This window comes from Belnapia rosea (assembly GCF_900101615.1).
GTDB lineage: Bacteria > Pseudomonadota > Alphaproteobacteria > Acetobacterales > Acetobacteraceae > Belnapia > Belnapia rosea.
Genome location: NZ_FMZX01000004.1, coordinates 1 through 23,168, shown reverse-complemented (window position 1 = coordinate 23,168; position 23,168 = coordinate 1). Strand labels below are relative to the sequence as shown.

23 protein-coding genes and 1 rRNA gene are annotated in these 23,168 nt (G+C 68.0%); 13 read left to right on the top strand and 11 right to left on the bottom strand.

Features of this window, described 5'->3' with window-relative positions; all coding sequences use genetic code 11:
- Positions 1-330: 330 nt before the first annotated feature.
- Positions 331-1,953, bottom strand: a complete 1,623-nt coding sequence (locus tag BLR02_RS10505) for an ABC-F family ATP-binding cassette domain-containing protein (protein ID WP_090662920.1) — start codon at positions 1,951-1,953, stop codon at positions 331-333.
- Between the two features lie 512 nt (positions 1,954-2,465).
- Positions 2,466-3,338, bottom strand: coding sequence for an SDR family oxidoreductase (locus BLR02_RS10500; protein ID WP_090662917.1), 873 nt, complete (start codon positions 3,336-3,338; stop codon positions 2,466-2,468).
- A 101-nt stretch (positions 3,339-3,439) separates the two neighbouring features.
- Here BLR02_RS10500 and BLR02_RS10495 point away from each other — a divergent pair, with 101 nt between their 5' ends.
- Positions 3,440-4,147 carry a serine/threonine-protein kinase gene (locus tag BLR02_RS10495; protein ID WP_090662915.1) on the top strand — a complete coding sequence of 236 codons (708 nt, stop codon included), beginning with the start codon at positions 3,440-3,442 and terminating at the stop codon, positions 4,145-4,147.
- Positions 4,148-4,215: 68 nt separating this feature from the next.
- Here the strand turns inward: BLR02_RS10495 and ppdK are convergent, their stop codons facing one another.
- The 3 genes from ppdK to BLR02_RS10480 form a co-directional block, all read right to left on the bottom strand.
- Positions 4,216-6,885, bottom strand: coding sequence for a pyruvate, phosphate dikinase (ppdK, locus tag BLR02_RS10490; protein ID WP_090662913.1), 2,670 nt, complete (start codon positions 6,883-6,885; stop codon positions 4,216-4,218).
- Positions 6,886-6,969: 84 nt separating this feature from the next.
- On the bottom strand, positions 6,970-9,123 hold the full coding sequence (gene glyS / locus BLR02_RS10485) for a glycine--tRNA ligase subunit beta (RefSeq protein ID WP_090662911.1): 2,154 nt from the start codon (positions 9,121-9,123) through the stop codon (positions 6,970-6,972).
- Positions 9,124-9,166: 43 nt separating this feature from the next.
- Entirely contained in the window at positions 9,167-10,051 is an 885-nt protein-coding gene (locus tag BLR02_RS10480; protein ID WP_090570354.1) for a glycine--tRNA ligase subunit alpha, read from the bottom strand.
- Positions 10,052-10,117: 66 nt separating this feature from the next.
- Here BLR02_RS10480 and BLR02_RS10475 point away from each other — a divergent pair, with 66 nt between their 5' ends.
- A complete protein-coding gene (locus tag BLR02_RS10475; protein ID WP_090662909.1) occupies positions 10,118-10,522 on the top strand; it encodes a ketosteroid isomerase-related protein in 405 nt (134 codons plus the stop codon).
- On the opposite strand, the gene BLR02_RS10470 is transcribed toward BLR02_RS10475, so the two are convergent.
- Positions 10,519-11,331, bottom strand: coding sequence for a S49 family peptidase (locus BLR02_RS10470; RefSeq protein ID WP_090662907.1), 813 nt, complete (start codon positions 11,329-11,331; stop codon positions 10,519-10,521). The two genes, BLR02_RS10475 and BLR02_RS10470, sit on opposite strands and share 4 nt — an antisense overlap.
- A 119-nt stretch (positions 11,332-11,450) precedes the next feature.
- Here BLR02_RS10470 and BLR02_RS10465 point away from each other — a divergent pair, with 119 nt between their 5' ends.
- Positions 11,451-12,194: an SDR family NAD(P)-dependent oxidoreductase gene (locus BLR02_RS10465; RefSeq protein ID WP_218127583.1), complete on the top strand. Its 744-nt coding sequence runs from the start codon at positions 11,451-11,453 to the stop codon at positions 12,192-12,194.
- Positions 12,191-12,859 (top strand): aspartate/glutamate racemase family protein, encoded by a 669-nt coding sequence (locus tag BLR02_RS10460; RefSeq protein ID WP_090662905.1) that lies wholly within the window; start codon positions 12,191-12,193, stop codon positions 12,857-12,859. Before BLR02_RS10465 ends, BLR02_RS10460 begins: the two co-directional genes overlap by 4 nt.
- Before the next feature lie 42 nt (positions 12,860-12,901).
- Here the strand turns inward: BLR02_RS10460 and BLR02_RS10455 are convergent, their stop codons facing one another.
- Positions 12,902-13,411 (bottom strand): ferritin-like domain-containing protein, encoded by a 510-nt coding sequence (locus BLR02_RS10455; RefSeq protein ID WP_090570340.1) that lies wholly within the window; start codon positions 13,409-13,411, stop codon positions 12,902-12,904.
- A 109-nt stretch (positions 13,412-13,520) separates the two neighbouring features.
- On the opposite strand from BLR02_RS10455, the gene BLR02_RS10450 reads away from it, so the two are divergent.
- From BLR02_RS10450 to BLR02_RS10435, 4 genes are all read left to right on the top strand, one after another.
- On the top strand, positions 13,521-14,042 hold the full coding sequence (locus BLR02_RS10450; protein ID WP_245704729.1) for a DUF983 domain-containing protein: 522 nt from the start codon (positions 13,521-13,523) through the stop codon (positions 14,040-14,042).
- On the top strand, positions 14,035-14,520 hold the full coding sequence (locus BLR02_RS10445; protein WP_090570337.1) for a UPF0262 family protein: 486 nt from the start codon (positions 14,035-14,037) through the stop codon (positions 14,518-14,520). The genes BLR02_RS10450 and BLR02_RS10445 overlap by 8 nt, the downstream gene beginning before the upstream one ends.
- 127 nt (positions 14,521-14,647) lie before the next feature.
- Positions 14,648-15,736: an S-methyl-5-thioribose-1-phosphate isomerase gene (mtnA, locus tag BLR02_RS10440; protein WP_090570335.1), complete on the top strand. Its 1,089-nt coding sequence runs from the start codon at positions 14,648-14,650 to the stop codon at positions 15,734-15,736.
- Positions 15,737-15,856: 120 nt separating this feature from the next.
- Positions 15,857-17,395 (top strand): porin, encoded by a 1,539-nt coding sequence (locus BLR02_RS10435; protein ID WP_176849492.1) that lies wholly within the window; start codon positions 15,857-15,859, stop codon positions 17,393-17,395.
- Between the two features lie 17 nt (positions 17,396-17,412).
- On the opposite strand, the gene BLR02_RS10430 is transcribed toward BLR02_RS10435, so the two are convergent.
- A complete protein-coding gene (locus tag BLR02_RS10430; RefSeq protein ID WP_090662903.1) occupies positions 17,413-17,631 on the bottom strand; it encodes a hypothetical protein in 219 nt (72 codons plus the stop codon).
- 174 nt (positions 17,632-17,805) lie between these two features.
- Here BLR02_RS10430 and BLR02_RS10425 point away from each other — a divergent pair, with 174 nt between their 5' ends.
- The 4 genes from BLR02_RS10425 to BLR02_RS10410 are packed head-to-tail and all read left to right on the top strand — an operon-like array spanning position 17,806 to position 20,837.
- Positions 17,806-18,672, top strand: coding sequence for a transporter substrate-binding domain-containing protein (locus tag BLR02_RS10425; protein ID WP_090662901.1), 867 nt, complete (start codon positions 17,806-17,808; stop codon positions 18,670-18,672).
- 2 nt (positions 18,673-18,674) lie between these two features.
- Complete coding sequence (locus BLR02_RS10420; protein WP_090662899.1) at positions 18,675-19,424, top strand: amino acid ABC transporter ATP-binding protein; 750 nt, start codon at positions 18,675-18,677, stop codon at positions 19,422-19,424.
- Positions 19,425-19,426: 2 nt separating this feature from the next.
- Positions 19,427-20,107: an amino acid ABC transporter permease gene (locus BLR02_RS10415; protein WP_090662897.1), complete on the top strand. Its 681-nt coding sequence runs from the start codon at positions 19,427-19,429 to the stop codon at positions 20,105-20,107.
- A gap of 49 nt (positions 20,108-20,156) precedes the next feature.
- Positions 20,157-20,837 (top strand): amino acid ABC transporter permease, encoded by a 681-nt coding sequence (locus BLR02_RS10410; RefSeq protein ID WP_245704728.1) that lies wholly within the window; start codon positions 20,157-20,159, stop codon positions 20,835-20,837.
- Position 20,838: 1 nt separating this feature from the next.
- On the opposite strand, the gene BLR02_RS10405 is transcribed toward BLR02_RS10410, so the two are convergent.
- Together BLR02_RS10405 and BLR02_RS10400 are read right to left on the bottom strand one after the other, a co-directional pair.
- On the bottom strand, positions 20,839-21,306 hold the full coding sequence (locus BLR02_RS10405) for a DUF3237 domain-containing protein (protein ID WP_090570316.1): 468 nt from the start codon (positions 21,304-21,306) through the stop codon (positions 20,839-20,841).
- Positions 21,307-21,317: 11 nt separating this feature from the next.
- A complete protein-coding gene (locus BLR02_RS10400; protein ID WP_090570313.1) occupies positions 21,318-21,734 on the bottom strand; it encodes a rhodanese-like domain-containing protein in 417 nt (138 codons plus the stop codon).
- A 110-nt stretch (positions 21,735-21,844) separates the two neighbouring features.
- Between BLR02_RS10400 and BLR02_RS10395 the strand changes: the two genes are divergently transcribed.
- The gene (locus BLR02_RS10395; protein WP_176849491.1) at positions 21,845-22,579 is read left to right on the top strand and encodes a maleate cis-trans isomerase family protein; all 735 of its coding nucleotides are present in this window, start codon (positions 21,845-21,847) and stop codon (positions 22,577-22,579) included.
- 275 nt (positions 22,580-22,854) lie between these two features.
- Here the strand turns inward: BLR02_RS10395 and rrf are convergent.
- Positions 22,855-22,969 (bottom strand): 5S ribosomal RNA (gene rrf / locus BLR02_RS10390).
- Between the last annotated feature and the right edge of the window lie 199 nt (positions 22,970-23,168).

Here is a 23,168-nt window from a genome sequence, read left to right as displayed (position 1 = left end):
CTATGGGTAAGTTTGCGCCGCCGGTCGCCGGCCCATCGCGGCTCGCCGTCCCGCACACGCTGGCAAAGGGGATCAAGGTGGCACAGAGCGCGCCGCTCGGCGCGGCGGTTCTTCGCCGAACGGAGATTGGTGCATTGTCGATTCTCCCGTGTCGGCCGAGTGGCGACGGTTTGAATCCGGGCGCACTCCCTCCGCCATTTCGCTGGATTGCGCTGCGCCACGCAGCGTTTACGCCGGGCACGGACCCGCATCCCCTTCAGAAGACCGGTTTGGTCGTTCCGGCGCGCATAGGGCTTCCCGAAACAACCCTCCGGATTTGGATTTTCGGGCTCAGCTCCGCAGGCCAGGCGCTTCCTGGCCCGTGCGTGCCACATATTCCGTGTAGCCGCCGTCATACTGGTGAATGCCCTCGGGCGTGAGTTCCAGCACCCGGTTGGACAACGCGGCCAGGAAATGACGGTCGTGCGAGACGAACAGCATGGTGCCCTCGTACTGCGACAGCGCCGCGACGAGCATCTCCTTCGTCGCCATGTCCAGGTGGTTCGTCGGCTCGTCCAGCACGAGGAAATTCGGCGGGTCATAGAGCATCGTCGCCATGACCAGCCTGGCCTTCTCGCCGCCCGACAGGACCCGGCACTTCTTCTCCACCTCGTCACCGGAGAAGCCGAAACAGCCCGCCAGGGCGCGCAACGAACCCTGGGTCGCGCGGGGAAAGGAGGCTTCCAGTGACTGGAACACAGTGCGCTCGCCGTCGAGCAGCTCCATGGCGTGCTGCGCGAAGTAGCCCAGCTTCACGCTGCCCCCCAGCGTGACCGTCCCCGCATCCGGCTGCGCGGCGCCGGTCACCAGCTTCAGCAGCGTGGACTTGCCCGCGCCGTTGATGCCCATGACGCAGCAGCGCTCCTTGCGGCGCACCAGCAGGTCCAGCCCGTCGTAGATGATCCGCTGGCCGTAGCGCTTGTGGACATTCCTCAGGTTCACCACGTCATCGCCGGAGCGCGGCGCCGGCTGGAACTCGAAGGAGACCGTCTGGCGGCGCTTGGGCGGCTCGACCCGGTCGATTTTCTCCAGCTTCTTCACGCGGCTCTGCACCTGTGCGGCATGCGAGGCGCGCGCCTTGAACCGTTCGATGAAGCTGATCTCCTTGGCGAGCATCGCCTGCTGCCGCTCGAACTGCGCCTGCTGCTGCTTCTCGGCCAGCGCGCGCTGCTGCTCGTAGAAGGCGTAGTTGCCCGAATAGGCCGTCAGCGCGCCGCCATCGATCTCGATCACCTTGTTGACGATGCGGTCCATGAACTCGCGGTCGTGCGAGGTCATCAGCAGCGCGCCGTCATAGGTTTTGAGGAAGTTCTCCAGCCAGATCAGGCTTTCCAGGTCGAGATGGTTGCTCGGCTCGTCGAGCAGCATGACGTCCGGGCACATGAGGAGGATGCGGGCCAGCGCCACGCGCATCTTCCAGCCGCCCGACAGCGCGCCTACGTCGCCTTCCATCATCTCCTGGCTGAAGCTCAGGCCGGCCAGGACTTCGCGCGCCCTGCCCTCCAGGGCGTAGCCGCCCAAGGCCTCGAACCGTCCCTGCACCTCGCCGAAGCGCTCGATGATGCTGTCGAGCTCATCCACCCGGTCGGGGTCTGCCATGGCGGCCTCCAGCGCCTGCAACTCGGCCGCCACGGCGCTCACCGCGCCGGCGCCGTCCATCACCTCGGACACGGCGCTGCGGCCGGACATCTCGCCCACATCCTGGTTGAAGAAACCGATGCTGACGCCCCGGTCGACGACCACCTTACCCTCGTCGGGATGCTCCTGGCCGGTAATCATCCGGAAGAGCGTCGTCTTGCCGGCCCCGTTGGGACCGACAAGGCCGATCTTCTCCCCCTTCTGCAGCGCCGCAGAGGCCTCGATGAAGAGGAGTTGCTGGCCGTTTTGCTTGCTGATGTTGTCGAGGCGGATCATGGGTATGCGGGGCTTGGAGCAGTTGCGCTGCGCTTATGCCACGGGGCGCGCCGACAAGAGAGTGGCCCGGTGCCCATGGCGGCGCGCAGGCGGACCTTTGTTCCCCATGCCGACATCACTTGGCCGCATCCAATTCGCCGCAGCAACTACGCGACCAGCCATGCTTCGGGCATGGCTTGCCGCAACCGACCCTGCCGGCAGATCCCCGAGATCATCGGCAGCGGTCCCTTCCAGGACTTGGCGGCGGGACGCGTGCCTGCGCCCGCGTGACCGGCAAGGAGCCGGTCCTCCTGAGGTGGCCCGGCCCGCTACTGCACCCATGCCGGCACCATCGATGCCATTGAGGAGGTGCGGGCCAGGTAGCTCCCTGCTCCCGCCTCGCGACCCAGAGGGCGATAGCGCGCGGGTTGCGGCTGCAGAATGGGCGGGACGTGCCTTTCGTCCCGCTCGTCACCAACATCCGCGAGGATTGAGGAAAGGCCGATCGGGATATGGCCCGATCGGCCACCGCCTCAGCCGTTCACGACCGTGCCGCCATTCGGGTGCAGCACCTGGCCGTTGATATAGCTGCTGTCGCTTTCGGCGGCGAGGAAGATGTAGCTCGGCGCGCATTCATCGGGCTGGCCGGCGCGACCCATGCCTGAGGATTCGCCGTGCTTGGCCGTGCTTTCCTCGTCGAAGCTCGCCGGGATCAGCGGCGTCCAGATCGGGCCCGGCGCCACCGCATTCACCCGGATCTGCCGCGATTGATAGAGTTGCTGCGACAGGCTGCGGGTGAAGGCGAGGATCGCCCCCTTGGTGGAGGCATAGTCGATCAACCCCGGGCTGCCCTTGTAGGCGGTGATCGAGGTGGTGTTGATGATGGCGCCACCGGCCGGCATGTGCTTCAGCGCCGCCCGCGTCACCCAGAACATGCCGAGGATGTTGGTCCGGAAGGTGCGCTCCACCTGATCCTCGGGGATCTCGGCGAAATCCTTGCTGATATGCTGCTCGGCGGCATTGTTGACGAGGATGTCGATACGTCCGCCAAGTGCTTGCGCCGCCTCATCCACCGCACGGTGCACGAAGTCGCGGTCGCCGATATCGCCGGCGATGGCGGCGCAACGGCGCCCGGCCGCCTCGATATGGCGGCGCGTCTCGGCCGCATCCTCATGCTCATCCTTGTAGAGGATGACGACATCGGCGCCTTCCTTGGCGAAGCCGATGGCCACCGCGCGGCCGATGCCGGAGTCGCCGCCGGTCACGACAGCGGTCTTGCCAGTGAGCTTGCCGCTGGCGCGCCAATTCTCCATCCGGTCCTGGGGCTGCGGCGTCATCTCGGACTCGATGCCGGGCTGGCGATCCTGGCGCTGCTTCGGCTGGGGGGTGTTCTGTTCGTCGGGCATGTCGGGGGTCCTCCGTGCTCCGGCCAACGGGTGGGCCCGGGCGCGAGTTGCCCGTGGCGGGTGGAACGGTCGGTTAAGGGATGCGGGACCATGCTGCGGGGATGGAGAAGACCTCGGGCATTCTCGCCGTCGGCGCGCTGGCAGGCGGTAAGCCGCAGCGGCCGGCCAAGGCAGATGCCTTCAAGCAAGCCATGGCCCGCGCCATGGAGGGAGCCGGGCCGCCTGCGCGCCTGGCTGCGCCAATGCGCCTGCCTGACTCCGCCGGGAACGCCTTCCAGGCCCGCATCGCGCTGGCCGAGAGCAGCGCCCATGCACCGGGCCAGGGGCTGGGCGCTCGCAACCCGGCCTCCGGCGCGCTTGGGCGGTACCAGCTCACGCCTCAGGCGCTGCGGGATCTCGGCTGGCAGGATGCGAACGGCGCCTGGACGGCGACCGCCGCCCGGAACGGCGTCCGCTCCGATGCGGATTTCCTGGGAAGCGCCCCGGCACAGGAGGCTGCCATGGCCGCCTATCTCCGCCGGACGGAGCAGCTACTCGATCACAATGGCAGCCTTGCCCAAGCCGGCAGCACAGTCACCGGCCTTGACGGGCAGCCGGTGCCGCTGACCGAGGCGGGGCTGGTCGCCGCGGCCCATCGTCGGGGCGCCGGCAGCGTCGCCCGCTACCTGGCCCATCGCACCACGACGCCTGACGCCCCGCTCACGGCAGCGGGGCGCAGCGCCTTCGCGGCGGTGGAAGCCAGGCTCAGAAGCTTCGCCCCGCTGCCTTATGCACTGGCAAGCAGGCAAGGCGGGCCACAGGATACCTGACCGAGAGGAGTTCTGCTCCTCTCTGGCTTGCCGCTCCAGGCCGAGACCCGGCCTGGAGCGGCCAAGGTTCAGGCCGTGCGGTCGCTGCCGCCCGATAGCGCCGCCTGGGCCGCTGCCAGCCGGGCCACGGGGACGCGGTAGGGCGAGCAGGAGACGTAGTCGAGGCCAGCCTCCTCGCAGAACTGGATCGAGGCCGGGTCGCCGCCATGCTCGCCACAGATGCCGAGCTTGAGGTCGCTCTTCACCGCCCTCCCCTTCTCCTTGGCGATCTTCACCAGCGCGCCGACACCCTCCGGGTCGATCGAGACGAAGGGGTCCTTCGGCAGGATGCCCTTCTCGACATAGAGCGGCAGGAATTTGCCGGCGTCGTCGCGCGAGAGGCCGAAGGTCGTCTGCGTCAGGTCGTTGGTGCCGAAGCTGAAGAAGTCGGCGACCTCGGCGATCTTGTCGGCTGTCAGCGCGGCGCGCGGCAGCTCGATCATGGTGCCGACGTAGTACTCGATGGTCTGGCCGGTCTCGGTGAAGACTTCCTTCGCCACCTTGTCGACCTGCGCGCGGGTGATCTCCAGCTCACGCCGGGTGGCGACGAGGGGGATCATGATCTCCGGCACCGGGGCGGCGCCCGTTTCCTTTGCGGTGGCGACCGCCGCCTCGAAGATGGCGCGGGCCTGCATCTCGTAGATCTCCGGGTAGGAGATGCCGAGGCGGCAGCCGCGATGGCCAAGCATCGGGTTCGCTTCCGACAGGTCGGCCGCACGGCGCTGCATGGTCACCGGGTCGGTGCCGAGCGAGACCGCCACCTCGGCGATCTCCGCCTGGCTATGCGGCAGGAATTCGTGCAGCGGCGGGTCGAGCAGGCGGATCGTCACCGGCAGCCCGGCCATGATGCGGAACAGCTCGATGAAGTCGGCCCGCTGGAAGGGCAGCAGGCGGGAGAGCGCCTCGCGCCGCCCCTGCTCGGTTTCCGACATGATCATCTGCCGCACCGCGCCGATGCGTTGCGGGTCGAAGAACATGTGCTCGGTGCGGCAGAGGCCAATGCCCTCGGCGCCGAATTTCCGCGCCGTGTCGGCATCGAGCGGCGTCTCGGCATTGGTGCGCACCTTCAGGCGGCGCACGCCATCGGCCCATTCCATCAGCGTGGCGAAGTCGCCGGAAAGCTGCGGCTCCACCATGGCGACGGGGCCGATGAAGATCTCGCCCGTGGCGCCGTCGAGGGTGATGATCTCGCCGCCGCGGATGGTCTGGCCGCCAGCCATGAGCATCTGCGAGGAATAGTCCACGGTCACGCCGCCAGCACCGGCGACGCAGGGCCGGCCCATGCCGCGGGCGACCACCGCCGCATGGCTGGTCATGCCGCCGCGCGTCGTCAGGATGCCACGCGCCGCATGCATCCCGTGGATGTCCTCCGGGCTGGTCTCGATGCGGACGAGGATCACGGCTTCGCCCTTGGCGGCCCGCACTTCCGCCTCATCGGCCGAGAAGACCACGGCGCCGCTGGCAGCACCCGGGCTTGCCGGTAGGCCCTTGGCGAGCAGCTTGCGCGGCGCCTTCGGGTCGAGCGTCGGGTGCAGCAGCTGGTCGAGGGCCGAGGGGTTCACCCGCTTGATGGCCTCGGTCTGGTCGATCAGCCCCTCGCGAGCCATGTCGACGGCGATCTTGAGCGAGGCGGCGGCGGTGCGCTTCCCGTTGCGGGTCTGCAGCATGTACAGCTTGTTCTGCTGCACCGTGAACTCGATGTCCTGCATGTCCGCATAGTGCTGCTCGAGCCTGGCGCGAACCGCGACGAGTTCCTGATAGGCCTTCGGCATGGCGACCTCCATGCTGCGCTCGCCCGGCTTCGCCTTGAGCTGCGCCATGGGCTGCGGCGTGCGGATGCCGGCCACCACGTCCTCGCCCTGGGCGTTGATGAGGTACTCGCCGTAGAAGATGTTCTCGCCCGTCGAGGGGTCGCGGGTGAAGCAGACGCCGGTCGCACAGTCCTCGCCCATGTTGCCGAAGACCATGGCCTGGACGTTGACCGCCGTGCCCCAATTGGCCGGGATGTCGTGCAGGCGGCGATAGGTGTTGGCCCGCGCATTCATCCAGGAGCCGAAGACGGCGCCGATCGCGGCCCAGAGCTGCGCCTCGGGGTCCTGCGGGAAGGGCTTACCGGTGACCTGGGCCACCATCTCCTTGTAGCCGGTAACCACGGTCTTCCAGTCGTCGGCAGTGAGCTGCGTGTCCTCGTGGACGTCGCGGCTGATCTTCACCTCCTCGATGATCTCCTCGAAGCGGTGGTGGTCGACGCCGAGCACGACGCTGCCGAACATCTGGATGAAGCGGCGGTAGCTGTCCCAGGCGAAGCGCGGGTCGCCTGAGGCGGCGGCGAGGCCATCCACGGTCTCGTCGTTCAGCCCAAGGTTCAGGACCGTGTCCATCATACCCGGCATGGAGACACGGGCGCCGGAGCGGACGGAGACGAGCAGCGGCGTCTTGTTGTCGCCAAAGCGCATGCCGACGGCCTGTTCCACCAGGCCGAGCGCGGCGGTTACCTGGTCCTTCAGCTCCTGCGGGTACTGCTTGCCGTGATCGTAGTAGTAGGTACAAACCTCGGTGGTGATGGTGAAGCCGGGCGGCACGGGCAGGCCGATGCTGGCCATCTCGGCCAGGTTGGCACCCTTGCCGCCGAGCAGGTTGCGCATCTCGGCCTTGCCTTCGTTATGGCCGGCACCGAAGCTGTAGACCCACTTGCTCACGGGCGAGTTCCTTGTGTTGACGACGGCGACAGGGCGCCGGATGGCTTATGGCCTTGGGCCAGAGTGTGCCATTCCGGGGCCAATTCAACCTTCGATTTTTGAGAAGTCCGCGACCGCCTCCATGGCGGCGCAGAGGCGGCTGAGCAAACGCAGCCGGTTGCCACGCAGTTTCGCCTCCGGGTCGTTCACGACTACGGTCTCGAAGAAGGCGTCGAGCGGCTCGCGCAGGGCGGCGAGCGCCCCCATGGCGGCGAGGAAATCCTCCCCCGCGCTGGCTGAGGCCGCCTCGGCCGAGCGGGCCTCGACCGCCTCGGCCAGCGCCGCCTCGGCGGGCAGCACCAGCAGCGAGGGATCTACCGGCCCGTCATGCGGCCCATCCTTCCGCGTCTCGATGCGGAGGATGTTGGCGGCGCGCTTGTAGGCGGCCAGCAGGTTGGCACCGTCCGGCGTCGCCAGCATGGTCTCGAGCGCCGCGGCGCGGGCGAGCAGGCGGACGAGGTCGTCATCCGGCGTGGCGCCGAAGATGGCGGCGACCAAATCGTGGCGGGCGCCTTCGGCGCGGAGCTGCACGCGAAGGCGGTCGGTGAGGAAGTCGAGCAGCCCGGCGGCGAAGGCGGTCACCATCGGAGGGTGATCCCCGCCCGGCGGCGGCTGCCAGCCGGCATTCAGCGTCTCGGCCGCGACGGCCATGCCGAATTCCGGGTTGGCGGTGCTGCCCGTTGCCTGGGGGAAGCCGAAGAAGGCCTCCCCGATCAACCCCAGGAGGCCGAGCCGCAGCCCACCCTCGCGGATCATGCGGATGATGCCAAGCGCCGCCCGCCGCAGCGCGAAGGGGTCGCCCGAGCCGGTCGGCCGCTCGCCCACCGCAAAGAAGCCGGTGAGCTGGTCGAGCTTGTCCGCCAGTGCCACCGCCACCGCCACCGGCTCCACCGGGACGGCATCCCCAGGGCCGAGCGGCCGGTAATGCCCGCCGATCGCCTCGGCGATGCGCACGTCCTCGCCATCGGCCAGGGCGTAGTAGCGGCCCATGATGCCCTGGACCTCGGGGAATTCGCCAACCATTCCCGTGGCGAGGTCCGCCTTGGCCAGCTTGCCGGCACGGGCGGCCAGCGCCGGGTCGGCGCCGACATACGGCGCGATCAACCCCGCCAGCCTCTCCAGCCGCCGTACCCGCTCGCCCTGGGTGCCAAGCTTCGCGTGGAAGACGACATTTTCGAGCTTCGGGAGGAAGTCCTCCAGCCGCTGCTTCCGGTCCTGGTCCCAGAAGAAGCGCGCATCAGCCAGGCGCGCGCGCAGCACCCGCTCATTGCCGGCGACAATGGTCGCCCCACCATCGGCCGGGATGATGTTGGCGACCAGCGCGAAACGCGGTGCCGCCCGCCCGTCCGGGGTGCGCAGCGCGAAGTAGCGCTGATTCACCCGCATGGTGGTGCGCATGACCTCGGGGGGCAGGTCCATGAAGGCGGCGTCGATGGAGCCGAGCAGCGGCACCGGCCATTCGACCAGCCCCGCCACCTCGGCCAGCAGCCCACGGTCGGGCACCACCTCCAGCCCCTCCCGTGCCGCGAGGTCGGCGATGCCGGCATCGATCAGCCGCTCCCGCTCCGCCGCATCGGCGACGACGAAGCGGGCGCGCAGCCCCGCGACGTATTCAGCGGAGGAGGCGACGGCGAAGGGCTCCGTTCCCGCCAGGATCCGATGGCCCTCGGTGAGATCGCCGGCAACGATTCCATGCACCGCATCCTCGCCATGGGCCAGCGGAAAGCGCACCGGCCTGCCATCGAGGAGGCAGAGCACGCGCTGCAGGGGGCGCACCCAGGCGAAGTCGCTGCTGCCCCAGCGCATGGATTTCGGCCAGGGGAAGCCGCGCAGCACGGCGGGCACAGCGCGGGCGAGGAGATCCTCGGCCAGCGTCACCTCGCCCGGTTTGGCGAGCACCCAGAAGTCGCCTTCCTCCTTCAGCTGGTCCCGCGTCGCGCCGTGCTTGCGGAGGAAGCCCTCCAGCGCCTGCGGCGGGGCGCTGCGGCGTGGGCCCCGCTCCTCCTTGCCAGGCGTCTCGGCGCGGGCGGCCATCTCGCCCACCACCGCGATGCGGCGGGGGCCGGAGAGCGGGCGCGGCGCCTCGGGCATCAGGGCGCGCATTTCGGCCTGCAGCAGTCGGGCGAAATCCTCCGCGGCCCGCGCCTGCATGCGGGCCGGGATCTCCTCGGAGAACAACTCGATCAGCAATTCAGGCATCGGTTACAGCGCCGCTTTCACGTCGGTCCGCATGCGGGCCATCCTACCCCTCCCCCTTCAGCCACGCCTCGCAGCACCCGCGCGCCAGGGCCCGGACCCGGCCGATATAGGCCGCGCGCTCGGTGACGCTGATGGCGCCCCGGGCATCGAGCAGGTTGAAGCGGTGGCTCGCCTTGATGCACTGGTCATAGGCGGGCAGCGCCAGCCCCTGCGCCAGCAGCGCGGCGCATTCCTTCTCGGCATCCTCGAAATGCCGGAACAGCATCGGCACATCGGCGAATTCGAAATTATGCGCGCTGTATTCGCGCTCTGCGCGGAGGAAGACCTCACCGTACTTGACCCCGTCATCGTTGAAGTCGAGGTCGTAGATGCTGTCCTTGCCCTGGAGGTACATGGCCAGCCGCTCGAGGCCGAGGGTCAGCTCGCAGCAGGGCACGGCGCAGGGGATGCCGCCGACCTGCTGGAAATAGGTGAACTGCGTCACCTCCATCCCGTCGCACCAGACCTCCCAGCCGAGGCCCCAGGCGCCAAGCGTCGGGCTCTCCCAGTCATCCTCGACGAAGCGGAAATCATGGACCTTGGGGTCCATCCCGAGCGCCCGATAGCTGTCGAGCAGCAGGGATTGCGGGTCGCGCGGGCTCGGCTTCAGGATCACCTGGTATTGGTAGTAGTGCTGCAGCCGGTTGGGGTTCTCCCCATAGCGCCCATCGGAGGGGCGGCGGCTCGGCTGCACATAGGCCGCCTTCCAGGGCTTGGGGCCCAGGGCCCGCAGCGTCGTCGCGGGGTGGAAGGTGCCGGCACCCACCTCCATGTCGTAGGGCTGCAGGATCAGGCAGCCCTGGGCCGACCAGAAGGCATGCAGGCGAAGGATGATGTCCTGGAAGCTCGGCGGCTTCGGGCGAAGGGGTGGGGCGGCCAGGCTCTGCATGCGGCGCCTTTTGCCACGGCACCGCTCGCGAACATAGTGGCCCTACCTGAGGGAGCGGATGATTCGATGACCGAAACCGAAAGCGTGATCCGGGGCTACTACGCTGCCTTCGCCGCCGGCGATCGCCCGGCCATGCTGGCGCTGCTGGCCGAGGACGTGGCCCATGACGTGAACCAGGGGCGACGCCAGACCGGGCGCGAGGCCTTCCGTGCCTTCCTCGCCCATATGGATGCCTGCTACCGCGAGGAGATCCGCGACCTCACCGTGATGGTGGACGGCACGGGCACCCGCGCCGCAGCGGAGTTCATGGTGGAAGGCGAATACCTGGCCAACGATTCCGGCCTGCCGGAGGCCCGTGGCCAGCGCTACAGCCTGCCGGCCGGGGCCTTCTTCACCCTGGCGGAAGGGCGCATCACCCGCGTGACCACTTATTACAATCTCGCGGACTGGATCCGGCAGGTCGAGTCCTAGAGGCCGAGCCGGGCCCAGGCGGCGCGTTCTTCCGCCGCGGCGATCAGTGCCTCAGCCGACAGGCCGGGCAGCAGGCGCCGCAGCAGCGAGGGGCGACGGCCACCAATGGGCACCAGCCGTGCCTTGGAGCCGAAGCGCCGCTTCGCCTCCCCCGCCGCGTCGCCAAGGCGGTCGGCGAGGCCAAGCTCCACCGCCCGCCTGCCGGGCCAGAAGCGGCCGGTGAAAAGCTCCTCGGCCGGAGCCTTCAGCCGCTCGCCCCGGCGCGTGCGGACCCAGCCGCGGAATTCCTCGTGCAGCTCCTGCAGCAAGGTCTCCAGCCGGGCGATATCCTCGGGCCGTTCCGGGCCGAAGGGGTCGAGGAAGCTCTTCTCTCTGCCTGCCGTATGCATGCGCCGCTCGATGCCGAGGCGCTGCATCGCCCCCTCGAAGCCGAAGCCGGCGGCGATGACGCCGATGGAGCCGAGGATGGAGGCTGGGTCCGCCACGATCTCGTCGGCCGCGCAGGCAATCCAGTAGCCGCCGGAGGCGGCGGCATCCTCGACGCAGGCGACCACAGGCAGCTTCTTCTCCTCGGCCAGCCGGCGGATATGCCCGGCGATCAGGCTCGACTGCACCGGCGAACCGCCGGGCGAGTTGATGACGAGGAAGACCGCAGCCGCCCGCTTCAGTCCGAAGGCCCGGTCGAGCGCCGGTGCCACGGAGGCAAGGCTCATCCCACCTCCGAAGCCCGGGCGTGGGGTGATGGTACCCTGTAGCCGCACCAGGGCGATGCGGGGGGCGCGGGAGAGAAAGGGCAAAGGAAGGGGCATGACGGCAAGACATGCCCGTACCGGCGCCGGTATCAAGTCCCGCTGCCAGCCCTGCTACCGGGGACTTGCCCTGCCGCCCAGGCTTCGCCAGCCTGCCGCGCCAGCAGGAGGAACGGACCATGTTCGATTTCAAGGGCAAGCGGGTGGTGGTGTGCGGCGGCAGCCGGGGCATCGGCCGCGCCATCGCGCTCGGCTTCGCGGAGGGTGGCGCCGCCGTCTCGATCTGTGCCCGGGGCGCCGGACCGCTGGAGTCGACGCGGGCGGAGTTGGCCGCTCTCGGCGTCAAGGCACATGCGGCATCCTGCGATCTTGGCGATGGGCCAGCGGTGAAGGCCTATGTGGCCGCGGCGGCCGAGGCACTCGGCGGCATCGACGTGCTGGTGAACAATGCCAGCGGCTTCGGCGGGCCGGATACCGAGGAGGGCTGGGCGCTCGGCCTCTCGGTGGATGTGATGGCGACGGTCCGCGCCACCCACACCGCCCTGCCCTTTCTCGAGACGTCGCGGGGCAGCATCCTCAACGTCTCCTCCATCTCGGGCTACCGGCCCTCGACGCGCACGCCGGCCTATGCGGCGGTGAAGGCGCTGCTCATCAATTACACATCCTCCCAGGCGGCGATGTATGCGCCGAAGGGCATCAGGGTGAATGCGGTGGCGCCGGGCTCGATCGAATTTCCGGGCGGTTCCTGGGAGGCGCGGCGGACGTCCGACCCCAAGCTCTATAATTCCATCCTCGGCAGCATCCCCTTCGGCCGCATGGGAACGCCGGAAGAGGTGGCGAATGTCGCCCTGTTCCTGGCGAGCCCGCTGGCCGGCTGGGTGACGGGGCAGACCGTCATCGTCGATGGCGGACAGATGCTGTGAGCAGGCCTGGCCGCATCCTGGTCATCAACCCGAACTCCTCGCTCTCCTGCACTCAGGGGATCGCAGCGGCGCTGGCACCCTTCGGCGCACTCGGGCGGTTTGAGGTGGTGCGGCTGGAGGATGGGCCACCAGCGATCGCCAGCTGGCGTGACTGGCATGTAGTTGCCGAGCCGCTCTGCCGGCTGGTGGAGCGGGAGGCGGCGGCGACCTATGTGATCGCCTGCGTCTCCGATCCTGGTCTGGATGCGGTGCGCAGCGTAACGCCCCGGCCGGTGCTCGGGATGTTCCGTTGCGCCGTTGCTGCGGCGCTGACCCGTGCGGAGCGCTTCGGGGTGGTCGGCTTCGTTGCTGCGAGTGAGGCACGGCAGCGCCTTGCCCTGCGCGCGATGGGGGTAGAGCAGCAGCTCGCTGGCTGGCGCCCGCTCGACCTGCCGATGGAGGTGCTGACCGATCCGAAGGCACCGCGCACGCGCATTCGCGAGGCGGCAAAGGCCCTGGCTTCGACCGGGGCCAAGGCAATCATTCTGGGCTGCACCGGCATGGCCGGGCATGTCGCCGCAGCAGAGGATGCAGCAGGGCTGCCGGTGATCGAGCCCTGTGCGGCAGCAGGGGCGATGGCGCTGCTGGCCACCGCCCCCTGCCAATCCGAACCAGAGCCTAACTAAAGCGGGGCCGTTCCGAACCAGAGCCTAACTAAAGCGGGGCCGTCAGATTCCCGACTTCTGCCCGCTGGTCTCGAGCTGGATGTAGCGCTGGACGGTCTGCGGCAGGTTCTCACCGATGAACTCGGCCATTTTCACCTCCTCCTGGAGGCTCTGCTGCAGCAAGCCAATGCCCTGCTGGTCGCCCGCCGCCTGCGCCATCTCCATGAGCGCCCGGTAGGAGGCGATCTCGAAATGCTCGAAGGCGTAGTTGGCGAAGGTGTTCTTCAGGATCTCATCCTGCATCGGCGCATGCGCCATGGCAGCGAGGTTGCCCATCAGCCCCGTGCCGAAATCCTTCAGCGCGGAGTGGCTGGTGCCAAGCCGCTCGAGAATCTGCTCCAGGCGCTGGGACTGGACGCGGCTCTCCTCGATATGCGACTTCATGCGGGCAGCCATCTCGGGATAGTTCTCGACCCGCTCCACCTGCCGCTCTAGCAGCTGCATGGCCTGAACCTCGAGGGCGTGCGCGTTCTTGAGGCCGGTGATGTAGATGTCCTGGGCACTGCTTGCCATGATGGGTCTCCCGTGTTCTCTGCGCAGGGAACAGCTTCGGGCAGGGGGCGGTTCCCGGCTGGTCGGGACCGTTCCGGCGGCAGGATGCCAGGATTGGGAACGCAGGAGGGTGCTGCGGCGCTTCCCCGGCATGGAAAAGGACATCCCGATGCGTTGGGACGCGACGACTTCCGGCAACGCTCCGCCGCGCCACTTCGTGCCGGCGCCACTCGGCACCGCCCTCGGACGTGGCGTCCGCAACCGCTGCCCCTATTGCGGTGTCGGAAAGGTTTTTGCCGGCTATCTCTCGCTGGTGCCGGAATGCAGCAACTGCCATGCGCCGCTGGCCCGGTTGCGGGCGGATGACGCACCGCCCTATTTCACCATCTTCCTCGTCGGCCATGTGCTCGTCCCGCCGGTTTTCTGGGTGGAGAAGGCTTATGAGCCGCCGATGTGGGTTCATATGGTCGTCTGGTTGCCTCTCTTCACCATCCTCTGCATCTTGTTGCTTCGCCCTATCAAGGGCGCTGTGGTGGGGTGGATGAGCACGCTCGGAATCGTTTCGATAGATGATGAGGATGAGGAGGCGCCGGCCAAGGCGCCCCCCATGGCGGCGCCTCCGGTGACCGGGCTGCCCGACCGGAATGCCTGAACCCGGTCCCGAGCCGCGACGGATCGCCAGGCTGGACCTGCCGGACGCCTCGCCGCTGCCCTCGGCCTATGCCGAGGCAGACCGTCGTCAGGCCGTGCAGGACCTTCTTGCCACCAACAGCTTCGACCCGCTCGGTGTCCCGGGCGGACCCTTCGTGCTCCATCTCTGCGTGCGGGACGGAAGGCTGGTCTTCGATATCCGCGACGAAGCGGAGGAGCCGGTACGGGCCGTGGCGCTCGCCCTCGGTCCCTTCCGGCGGCTCATCAAGGACTATCACCTCATCGTCCAGAGCCACGAGCAGGCGGTGACCGAAGGCGGGCATGAGGCCCGCATCCAGGCGATCGATATGGGCCGGCGTGGCCTGCACAACGAGGGCGCAACGCTGCTGGAAGAGCGGCTCAAGGGCCGGATCGGGCTGGATTTCGAGACGGCCCGGCGGCTCTTCACCCTGGTTTGTGCCCTGCACCAGCGTATCTAAAGGTTTTCCGGTCGCATGGACTTTCGGAAGCCGCTCCAGCTTGTTGTTTGACCGAGCCAATACCTCTGATCAGGTGCTTCCACCCGGTCGGAGTTTACTCTAGCGCCCGATTCGGGAACCTCTTTCGATGAAGATCAACGGCACCCCCTATCGCAGCGTCTGGGTGGACCCGGAGGATGGCTGGTCCGTCCGCCTCTTCGACCAGACCCGGCTGCCATGGTCGGTCGACATCCTCCGACTGACCAATTGGGAGGAGGCGGCGCATGCCATCCGCTCGATGCAGGTACGCGGCGCCCCCCTGATCGGCGCCGTCGCAGCCTATGGCGTGGCGCTGGCGATGCGGGCCGATCCGGCGAGCCTCGACCAGGTGCTGCCGACCCTCAATGCCACGCGGCCCACCGCCATCAACCTGCGTTGGGCGCTCGACCGCCAGCGGGCCAAGCTGCACAACCTGCCGGTCGAGGCGCGCGCTGCCGCTGCCTATGCCGAAGCCGCCGCCATCGCCGATGACGATGCCGAGACCTGTCGCCGCATCGGCGAGAACGGCCTGCCGCTGCTGGCCGAGATCGCCGAGCGCAAGGGCAAGGTGAATGTCCTGACCCACTGCAATGCCGGCTGGCTGGCGACCGTCGACTGGGGCACGGCGCTCGCTCCGATCTACATGGCCCACGATGCCGGACACGATGTGCACGTCTGGGTGGATGAAACCCGACCCCGCAACCAGGGCGCGGCGCTGACGGCCTTCGAACTCGGCGCGCATGGCGTGAAGCACACGGTCGTTGCCGACAATGCCGGTGGGCATCTGATGCAGCATGGCGAGGTCGATATCTGCATCGTCGGCACCGACCGTGTCACACGCCAGGGCGATGTGGCGAACAAGATCGGCACCTATCTGAAAGCGCTTGCGGCGCGGGACAATGGCATCCCCTTCTGGGTGGCGCTGCCGCATTCGACGCTCGACTGGCGGGTCCGGGATGGCATCGCCGAGATCCCGATCGAGGAGCGAGACGGGGTGGAGGTGACGGACCTCACCGGCCGCACTGCGGATGGCCGGATCGAGACGGTGCGGGTAGTGGCCGAGGGCAGTCCGGCCGCCAACCCGGCCTTCGATGTGACGCCGGCGCGGCTCGTCACCGGCCTGATCACCGAGCGTGGCCGCTGTGAGGCAAGCGAGGCGGGACTGCGCTCGCTTTATCCGGATGTCGCCGAACAGTAGAATCCGGGCGGGCGTCTTCATCCGTTCCGATGAAGGTTGTATTCGTCCTGAAACCCGAGCGTCATCCGCCAGCTATACGGCAGCGGCATGGTCCGCCACCGCATGGCTTGGGGGTTATGGATGATGCGGAAGGCCCGAATTATGGTGGCCGGTGGGGTTCTCCTGGCATTGGCGGCACCGCCCGCCCTGGCGCAGGATGCCGCCCGGATGGAAGCGATCGAGCGGCAGATCCGGTCGTTGCAGGGCGAGCTGACCCGCATGCGGCGCGACATGCAGGTGCGCGAGACCGAGACCCGCGCGGCCAAGCAGGACGCCGCGCAGGCCCGCTCCGAGGCGCAGGCCGCGCAGCGTCAGGTCGAGACCACGCAGCGCCAGATCGAGGCCGCGCCGCGCCTCACCGGGCAGCCGCCGGCCGACCAGGTGCGCATCGGCTTCCCGAGCAACCGGCCGACCATCACCTCCGCCGACGGCCGCTTCAGCGCCTATCTGGGCGCGCAATTCCAGTACGACATCGGCGGCGCCATCCAGGGCGACCGCACCGCGGGAGCGCCGCGGCTCAACTCCTTCGGCGAGAACCTCCGCCGCGGCCGGCTGTTCTTCGGCTTCAAGTACGACGACCTGCTGCTGAGCGTGACGCCTGATTTCGGCGGCTCGCCCGACGGCACGCCGTCGCTCTACGAGGCCAACCTCACCTGGACCCCGATCCGGCCGCTGGCGCTGACGGTCGGCTACTACAAGCCGTATTATGGCCTGGCCGACTCCATGAGCTCGAACGACTTCCTGCTCCTCGAGCGGCCGAGCATCATGGAGATCGCTCGCAACATCGTGGCCGGCGACAGCCGTGCCTCGGTCGGCGGGCGCTGGGCGGCAAGCCGCTGGTTTGCCGCCGGCTACCTCACCGGCGACGTCGCCGGCTCGAACAGCAGCAACCAGGCCACCAGCGGGCAAACCGGCTTCGTCGGCCGCGTGGCCGGCCGGCCCTATACCGATGCCGATACTGACCTGCATCTCGGCCTCACCGGCTCCTACGCCTTCGACCTGCGGCGGCAGGCAGACGGCCAGACGCTCCGCCTGCGTGACCGGCCGGAATGGCGCGCCGGCGATCCTTCCACGCGGCTGATCGACACCGGGAACCTGCCGGCCGACCATGCCAGCACCTGGGGGCCTGAGTTCGGCGTGCGCTGGCGCAACTTCATGTTGCAGGGCGAGTACCAGCAGATCAACGTGGAACAGGCCCAGGCCAGCGGCGCGTTGCGGCCCGACCTGACCTTTGATGGCGGCTATGTCGAGGCGAGCTGGGTCATGACCGGCGAGCCGCGGCGCTACAGCACCTCCTCCGCCGCCTTTGGCCGGCCCAGCCCCAAGCACCCCTTCGACTTCCGCGGCGGCGGCTGGGGTGCCTGGGAGCTGATGGCGCGCTACAGCGTCGCCGACCTGAACGACAAGGTCACCCGCGGCCGGGCGCAGACGACGACCGGCGGCGTCTATGGCGGCCGGCAGGAGGTGGTGGGCCTGGGCCTGTCCTGGTACCCGACCAACTTCCTGCGCTTCATGCTCGATTGGAACATTGTCAACGTGGACCGGCTGAACACCGCCGGTACCCAGCAGATCGGCGACCGCTTCCACACGATCGGGCTGCGGTCCCAGATGGCGTTCTGAGCCGTGCCGCGACGGCCTCAGCGGCCGTAGAGGGCCGGGACCGGGTGGCGGTCCCGGCTGGTGCGCTCCAGCATCATCAGCCCCGCGATCAGCATGCCGCCAGCGCCACAGGCCGCCCAGAAGGCCAGCATCGGCGGCAGACGGCCCGGGGACAAGGCATCAGACAGCAGCAGGGCGACCAGGGCAGAGATCAAGGCCATCGAGGCTCCGATCAGGCTGCAGGCGATCCGTTGCATGCTTAGGGGCTCCATTCATCCTGGGCCATGCGGCCCGTGCGACTATAGGAACACCCTGGCCTTGGCAGCTTCTGGCCGGCGATGGGGCGATTTCATGGCAGGGTGGCAGGTTGCGCTGAGGCGATGAATGCAGGATCGTCCCGGCCGACGCCAGCCGCCCGGGAGCACCCTGCCATGATCCGTCCCGTCCTCGCCGCCCTGCTGGGCGCCGGCCTGTTTGCCACGCCCGTCCTTGCTCAGACTACGGTAGGTCCGGCGAATACCAGCCAGCCACCGCTGCGCTGCGCCGTGGACGGCACCTTCGCCCCACATGCCTTCCCGAGCCTGCAAGGCGGCGTGCAGGGCTTCCAGGTCGATCTCTTCGCCGAGGTGGCGAAGCGGCTTAACCGGCAGCTGGTGGTCGACAGCGCCAGCTTCTCCGGCCTGATCCCGGCGATGAATGCCGGCCGCTACGACTTCCTCTGCGCCCCGGTGACGGTGACGCAGGAGCGCGCCCAGAGCCTGCTCTTCACCGAGGGTTACCTCTGGACCGAGTTGCAATTCGGCATCAAGCGCGGCGCCACGCCGATTCGATCAGAAGAGGAACTGCGCGGCAAGACGATCAGCGTGAACAAAGGCACGCCCTATGAACAATGGGTCCGCAACAATGCGGAGCGGCTGGGCCTGACGCTGCTCGCCTTCGACACCCAGCCGGATGCGGTGCAGGCGGTGCTGCAGGGCCGCGCCTATGCCAACCTCTCGGGCAATACGGTCATCAAGTATTCGGCTTCGCGCACGCCGCAATTCATCGCCGATTTCGTCCTCCCCGGCACGCGCTTCCACTGGGCGACTCCGGTGCGACAGGACAACACCGCGATGCGCGCGCAACTCGAGGAGGCGATCGAGTGCCTGAAGAAGGATGGCACCGTCGCCCGCCTTTCGGAGAAGTGGTTCGGGGCCGCACCAAAGGAGGAGGATGCCGAGCGCGTTGCCTTCCCCGGCTACGGACCGCCCGGCCTCCCTGGCTACGACGCCACGCCGAGCCGGGCGGCCTGCGGGTGACGATGCCCAAAGCAACGGGGCCGATCGTCGAGGCGCGCGGCATCCACAAGCATTTCGGCGCCCTGCATGTGTTGAAGGGCGTCGATCTCGCGGTCCATGAGCGCGAGCTGGTCTTCGTCATCGGGCCAAGCGGCTCGGGCAAGTCGACGCTGCTGCGCTGCCTCAACCGGCTGGAGGAACCGAGCGGTGGCGCCATCACCGTGGACGGCATCGACATCCTCGACCGCCGCACGGATATCAACAAGGCGCGGCAGCGGATCGGGATGGTCTTCCAGGCTTTCAACCTCTACCCGCATATGACGGCGCTCGGGAATGTCGCGCTCGCGCTCCGCAAGGTGCAGGGCCTGCCGCGGGCGATGGCTGAGGACAAGGCCCGGCGGGCGCTGGAGCGCGTTCACCTGGCGGACCGCGCCGGGCATTACCCGGGCCAACTCTCCGGCGGTCAGCAGCAACGCGTCGCCATAGCCCGCGCCATCGCGCTCGAGCCGCGCGTCATGCTCTTCGACGAGCCGACCTCGGCGCTCGACCCGGAGCTGGTCGGCGGCGTGCTGGCGGCGATGCGGGAGCTGCGCGAGAGCGGCATGACCATGGTGGTGGTCAGCCACGAGATGGGCTTCGCCCGCGCCGCCGCCGACCGCGTGGTGTTCATGGATGGGGGGCGTATCGTCGAGGAAGGCCAGCCCGAGGCCATCTTCGGCAATCCCCAGCAGGAGCGGACGCGCGCCTTCATCGGCCAGATCAGCCGGCATTGAGCATGACCAATTGGGATCGCTTCCTCGACAGCTTCTTCAATGCGCGCGTCGCGGCGGAATACCTGCCGAAGATCGTTGAGGGCTTCTGGCTCACTATCCTGCTGGCCGGCTGCATCATCCTCGCCGGCGTCGCGGCCGGGCTGGCGCTGGCGGTACTGAGGAGCCTCGGCATCCGGCCGCTGAACTGGTTGATCATCTTCGTCGTCGACCTGTTCCGGGCGCTGCCGCCGCTCGTCGTCATCGCATTGCTCTATTTCGGCTTGCCAGCGGCGGGGCTTTCCCTCTCCGGCTTCGCCGCGGCCTGGCTCTCTCTGTCCCTGGTGCTGATGGCCTTCACCGAGGAGATCTTCTGGGCCGGCATCACCGCCGTGCCCAAGGGACAATGGGAAGCCGCGCGCAGCACCGGCCTCGGCTTCTTCCCCACCTTCTCGCTGGTGGTACTGCCCCAGGCGCTGCGCATGGTGGTGCCGCCGCTGACCAACCGCACCATCGCCATCACCAAGGGCACGGCGCTGGCGAGCGTCGTCGCGGTGCCGGAGATCCTTGGCGCGGCCCAGGCCGGCGTCTCCTTCAGTTTCAACCCGACGCCCCTGACCCTGGGCGCCATCGCCTATCTCGTGCTGTTCCTGCCCGTCGTGATCCTCGGCCGCTGGGTCGAAACACGCTTTGCCTGGAAGCGGTGAGCCATGCGATTGCGGAAGACCGGAACGTGAATCGCATGGCCGCTGAACCATGAGCATCGATGACTTCCTGCAGGCTTTTTTCTCGATCGAGATCCTGCAGCAGGCCTGGCCCATTCTCTGGGCCGGGCTCCTGAATACGCTGCTGCTCTCGGTTGTCGTGGTGCCGCTCGGCTTCCTCGGCGGCGTGATCCTGGCCTTGCTTGGCACGGCGCGCAGTCGCTGGGTGCGCTGGCCGCTGATCGCCTGGGTGGACCTGTTTCGGTCGCTGCCGCCGCTGGTGCTGCTGGTCTTCGTCTATGCGGGGCTGCCCTTCGCCGGGCTCGAGGTCTCGGCACTGACGGCGGTCGCCATCGGCTTCTTTCTCAACACCGGCGCCTATTACGGCGAGATCCTGCGCGCCGGCATCGAGAGCGTGCCGCATGGTCAGGTTGAGGCGGCGCGCTCGACCGGGCTGACGGGTGGGCAGGCCATGACCCATGTCGTGCTGCCCCAGGCGATGCGGAACGTGCTGCCCGACCTCATCAGCAACACGCTGGAGGTGGTGAAGCTCACCTCCATCGCCTCGGTGGTGGCGCTCCCGGAACTGCTCTTCCAGGCCCGGCAGGCGCAGAGCGTGACCTACAACGCGACGCCCATCATGGCCGCCGCAGTGGTCTATTTCCTTCTGCTCTGGCCGGTGGTGCGACTGCTGAGCCGGTTGGAAAACCGGCAAATTGCCGGCCGAAGGTAGCCTACTTCACGGCATAGACGTCGTAGGTCGGTCCGGCCGGGGGACGTTGGCCGACGCCGACAGCCAGGATGCGCGTCAGCCAAGCCAAAGGTGCGGCACCGGTCTCGAAGCGGATGGCAGTACGGAAATAGTAATCCGCGGTGTCGACCGCCTCGCCAGCGTTCAGACGCGCCAGCACCTCGGGCTTTGCGGTGCGGATGCCGCTGTAATGCATGAAGACGATATGACCCTCGGTCGTCTTGATGGTCAGGCGCACATCCATATGCGCGGTGCCGTCCGGGTCGACGCGCAGCCAGTCGGCCGCCGTACCGGGCAGCACCTCCCCGTTCAGCGCCGGGCCGCTGATGCTGCCGCCGGTAACGGGGATGACCCGCAGGTCGCCGCTGCGCGTGGCGCCGACGGCCTGTGGCGCACCAACCGTCAACACGGCGCGGAAAAGAAATTCGGTCGCAAGGGGCAAGGGTGTCATGTCGGTCCTCCTTATCGTTGGCGCCAGGGCAGGCCTTCGGCCTTCCAGCCGGCCACTTGGCCGCGATGCCCTTCCGCATCTGGCGGACCCTCGAACCCGTCCGCGACGTTGAAGGCATGCGGGAAGCCGGCTGCCTGCGCCGCCTGCCCGGCTGCGAGGCTCCGCACGCCGGAGCGGCAGATGAAGTAGAGCCGGCTCTCGGCCGTCAGCCCGGCTTTGCGCAGATGCTCGGCGAAGGCGCCGTTCACCTGCATCGAGGGATAGACCTGCCAGGGGATCAGCAACAGCTGCTTCCCTGTCTCGGCGATGTCCGGCAGGCCAACGAAATTCCATTCCGCATCGGTGCGGACATCGATCAGCGTGGCGGAGGGGTCCTGGGCCAAGGCTTCCCAGGTCGCGCGGGGGCGGATATCGGGCACACCGGGCATGGTGGCGTCTCCTCGTGAACGGCGTTCAGCGGGAGCATGGGCGGGCCGGGCGCGGAGAGCAATGCGAGGTGGCGGTTGACCATGGCTGCCGCAGGCCCGACCATTCCGAGATGGACCGTTCCATTCGCCTTGGCATGCTCACCCCCTCCTCCAACACCGTGCTGGAGCCGATGACAGCGGCGATGCTGGCGGACATGCCTGGGGTGACGGCGCATTTTGCCCGCATCCGCGTGCTCGCCATCGATCTCGGCGCGGACTCCCGCGCGCAGTTCGACCTCGGCCCGATGCTGGAGGCAGCCGGGCTCCTGGCCGATGCCAAGGTGCATGCCATTTGCTGGAACGGCACCTCGGGCGCTTGGCTGGGGCTCGAGCAGGATCGGGCGATGTGCGCCGCCATTACGGAGGCAACCGGCATTCCGGCAGTGACTGCGACCATGGCGCTGATGGAGGCGTTGGACCTGTTGGGGGTACGACGGATCGGCCTCGTCACGCCCTATCTCGGGGCGGTGCAGCAGGCGATCCTGGCACGATGGGCAGCCGCTGGGCTCGATTGCGTTGCCGAACGGCATCTCGAAGATCCTGGGAATTTCAGCTTCGCTGAGCATCCTGAATCGCTGGTCGCCCAGCTGGTGCGGGAGGTGGCGGCGGCTGGGCCGGAGGCGATTGCCATCCACTGCACCAATTTCCGCGGGGCTGGGGCGGTACCGGCCTTAGAGAGCGAGACAGGCATTCCCGTGCTCGACAGCATCGCGGTAGCGCTTTGGGGCGGGCTGCGGGCGGCAGGAGCAGAGACGGCCGCCTTGATCTATTGGGGCCGGCTCTTCGGCTTGCCCAAGGCTGAATAACTCGCCTCAAAGAATATACTATCTGTGAAGCATAGGCTTCAACACATTCCCAATGCGATGGGAACGGCGTCGTGACAGCTTTGGTTCAATGGTGGCTTTGATACGTCCAGGCTGGTGACCCAACTCACTGCGGCTCTGCCACAGCGACACTGAGGCGCCATAATTAACGAAGAGATTCTGCTCAGTTTAAGAAAAGCCAAACGCAAAAACGCGAGGCAACCTTCGCATCTTTTGCTTTGCTATATGGTGACGGTTGTTCAGGATCTGGTTGGGTGGCCCGGCGGCGACCGACTTTCCCGCAGCTTGAGCTGCAGTATCATGGGCGCTGGGGTGTTTCACGTCCGAGTTCGGGATGGGATCGGGTGTATCATCCCCGCGATGACCACCGGGCCACCGAACCGGATCCTGAGTGATGGCATGGTTGGTTGGGTGTAGAGGTTTGTGGGTATGGGCGCGGCTTGGTGCTGCGTGCGGTGCTGGCCCTTTGGGGGGGACAGCGGCGTTGGTGTGGTGGGAGGAGCTCTATCGGGCGATTAGGACCGCTCGGCTGCGTCGGTTACCCGACTTCGACCTGCGGCCTATCGACGTG

Coding starts and splice junctions, on each gene's coding strand:
- glyS (WP_090662911.1), bottom strand. CDS start 9,123: ATGCCTGAATTGCTGATCGAGTTGTTCTCCGAGGAGATCCCGGCCCGC.
- BLR02_RS10480 (WP_090570354.1), bottom strand. CDS start 10,051: ATGCAGAGCCTGGCCGCCCCACCCCTTCGCCCGAAGCCGCCGAGCTTC.
- mtnA (WP_090570335.1), top strand. CDS start 14,648: ATGAAGATCAACGGCACCCCCTATCGCAGCGTCTGGGTGGACCCGGAG.
- BLR02_RS10415 (WP_090662897.1), top strand. CDS start 19,427: ATGACCAATTGGGATCGCTTCCTCGACAGCTTCTTCAATGCGCGCGTC.
- BLR02_RS10495 (WP_090662915.1), top strand. CDS start 3,440: ATGGAGAAGACCTCGGGCATTCTCGCCGTCGGCGCGCTGGCAGGCGGT.
- BLR02_RS10465 (WP_218127583.1), top strand. CDS start 11,451: ATGTTCGATTTCAAGGGCAAGCGGGTGGTGGTGTGCGGCGGCAGCCGG.
- BLR02_RS10475 (WP_090662909.1), top strand. CDS start 10,118: ATGACCGAAACCGAAAGCGTGATCCGGGGCTACTACGCTGCCTTCGCC.
- BLR02_RS10470 (WP_090662907.1), bottom strand. CDS start 11,331: ATGCCCCTTCCTTTGCCCTTTCTCTCCCGCGCCCCCCGCATCGCCCTG.
- BLR02_RS10445 (WP_090570337.1), top strand. CDS start 14,035: ATGCCTGAACCCGGTCCCGAGCCGCGACGGATCGCCAGGCTGGACCTG.
- BLR02_RS10410 (WP_245704728.1), top strand. CDS start 20,157: ATGAGCATCGATGACTTCCTGCAGGCTTTTTTCTCGATCGAGATCCTG.
- BLR02_RS10505 (WP_090662920.1), bottom strand. CDS start 1,953: ATGATCCGCCTCGACAACATCAGCAAGCAAAACGGCCAGCAACTCCTC.
- BLR02_RS10405 (WP_090570316.1), bottom strand. CDS start 21,306: ATGACACCCTTGCCCCTTGCGACCGAATTTCTTTTCCGCGCCGTGTTG.
- BLR02_RS10395 (WP_176849491.1), top strand. CDS start 21,845: ATGGACCGTTCCATTCGCCTTGGCATGCTCACCCCCTCCTCCAACACC.
- BLR02_RS10430 (WP_090662903.1), bottom strand. CDS start 17,631: ATGCAACGGATCGCCTGCAGCCTGATCGGAGCCTCGATGGCCTTGATC.
- BLR02_RS10420 (WP_090662899.1), top strand. CDS start 18,675: ATGCCCAAAGCAACGGGGCCGATCGTCGAGGCGCGCGGCATCCACAAG.
- BLR02_RS10455 (WP_090570340.1), bottom strand. CDS start 13,411: ATGGCAAGCAGTGCCCAGGACATCTACATCACCGGCCTCAAGAACGCG.
- BLR02_RS10500 (WP_090662917.1), bottom strand. CDS start 3,338: ATGCCCGACGAACAGAACACCCCCCAGCCGAAGCAGCGCCAGGATCGC.
- BLR02_RS10400 (WP_090570313.1), bottom strand. CDS start 21,734: ATGCCCGGTGTGCCCGATATCCGCCCCCGCGCGACCTGGGAAGCCTTG.
- BLR02_RS10435 (WP_176849492.1), top strand. CDS start 15,857: ATGATGCGGAAGGCCCGAATTATGGTGGCCGGTGGGGTTCTCCTGGCA.
- BLR02_RS10425 (WP_090662901.1), top strand. CDS start 17,806: ATGATCCGTCCCGTCCTCGCCGCCCTGCTGGGCGCCGGCCTGTTTGCC.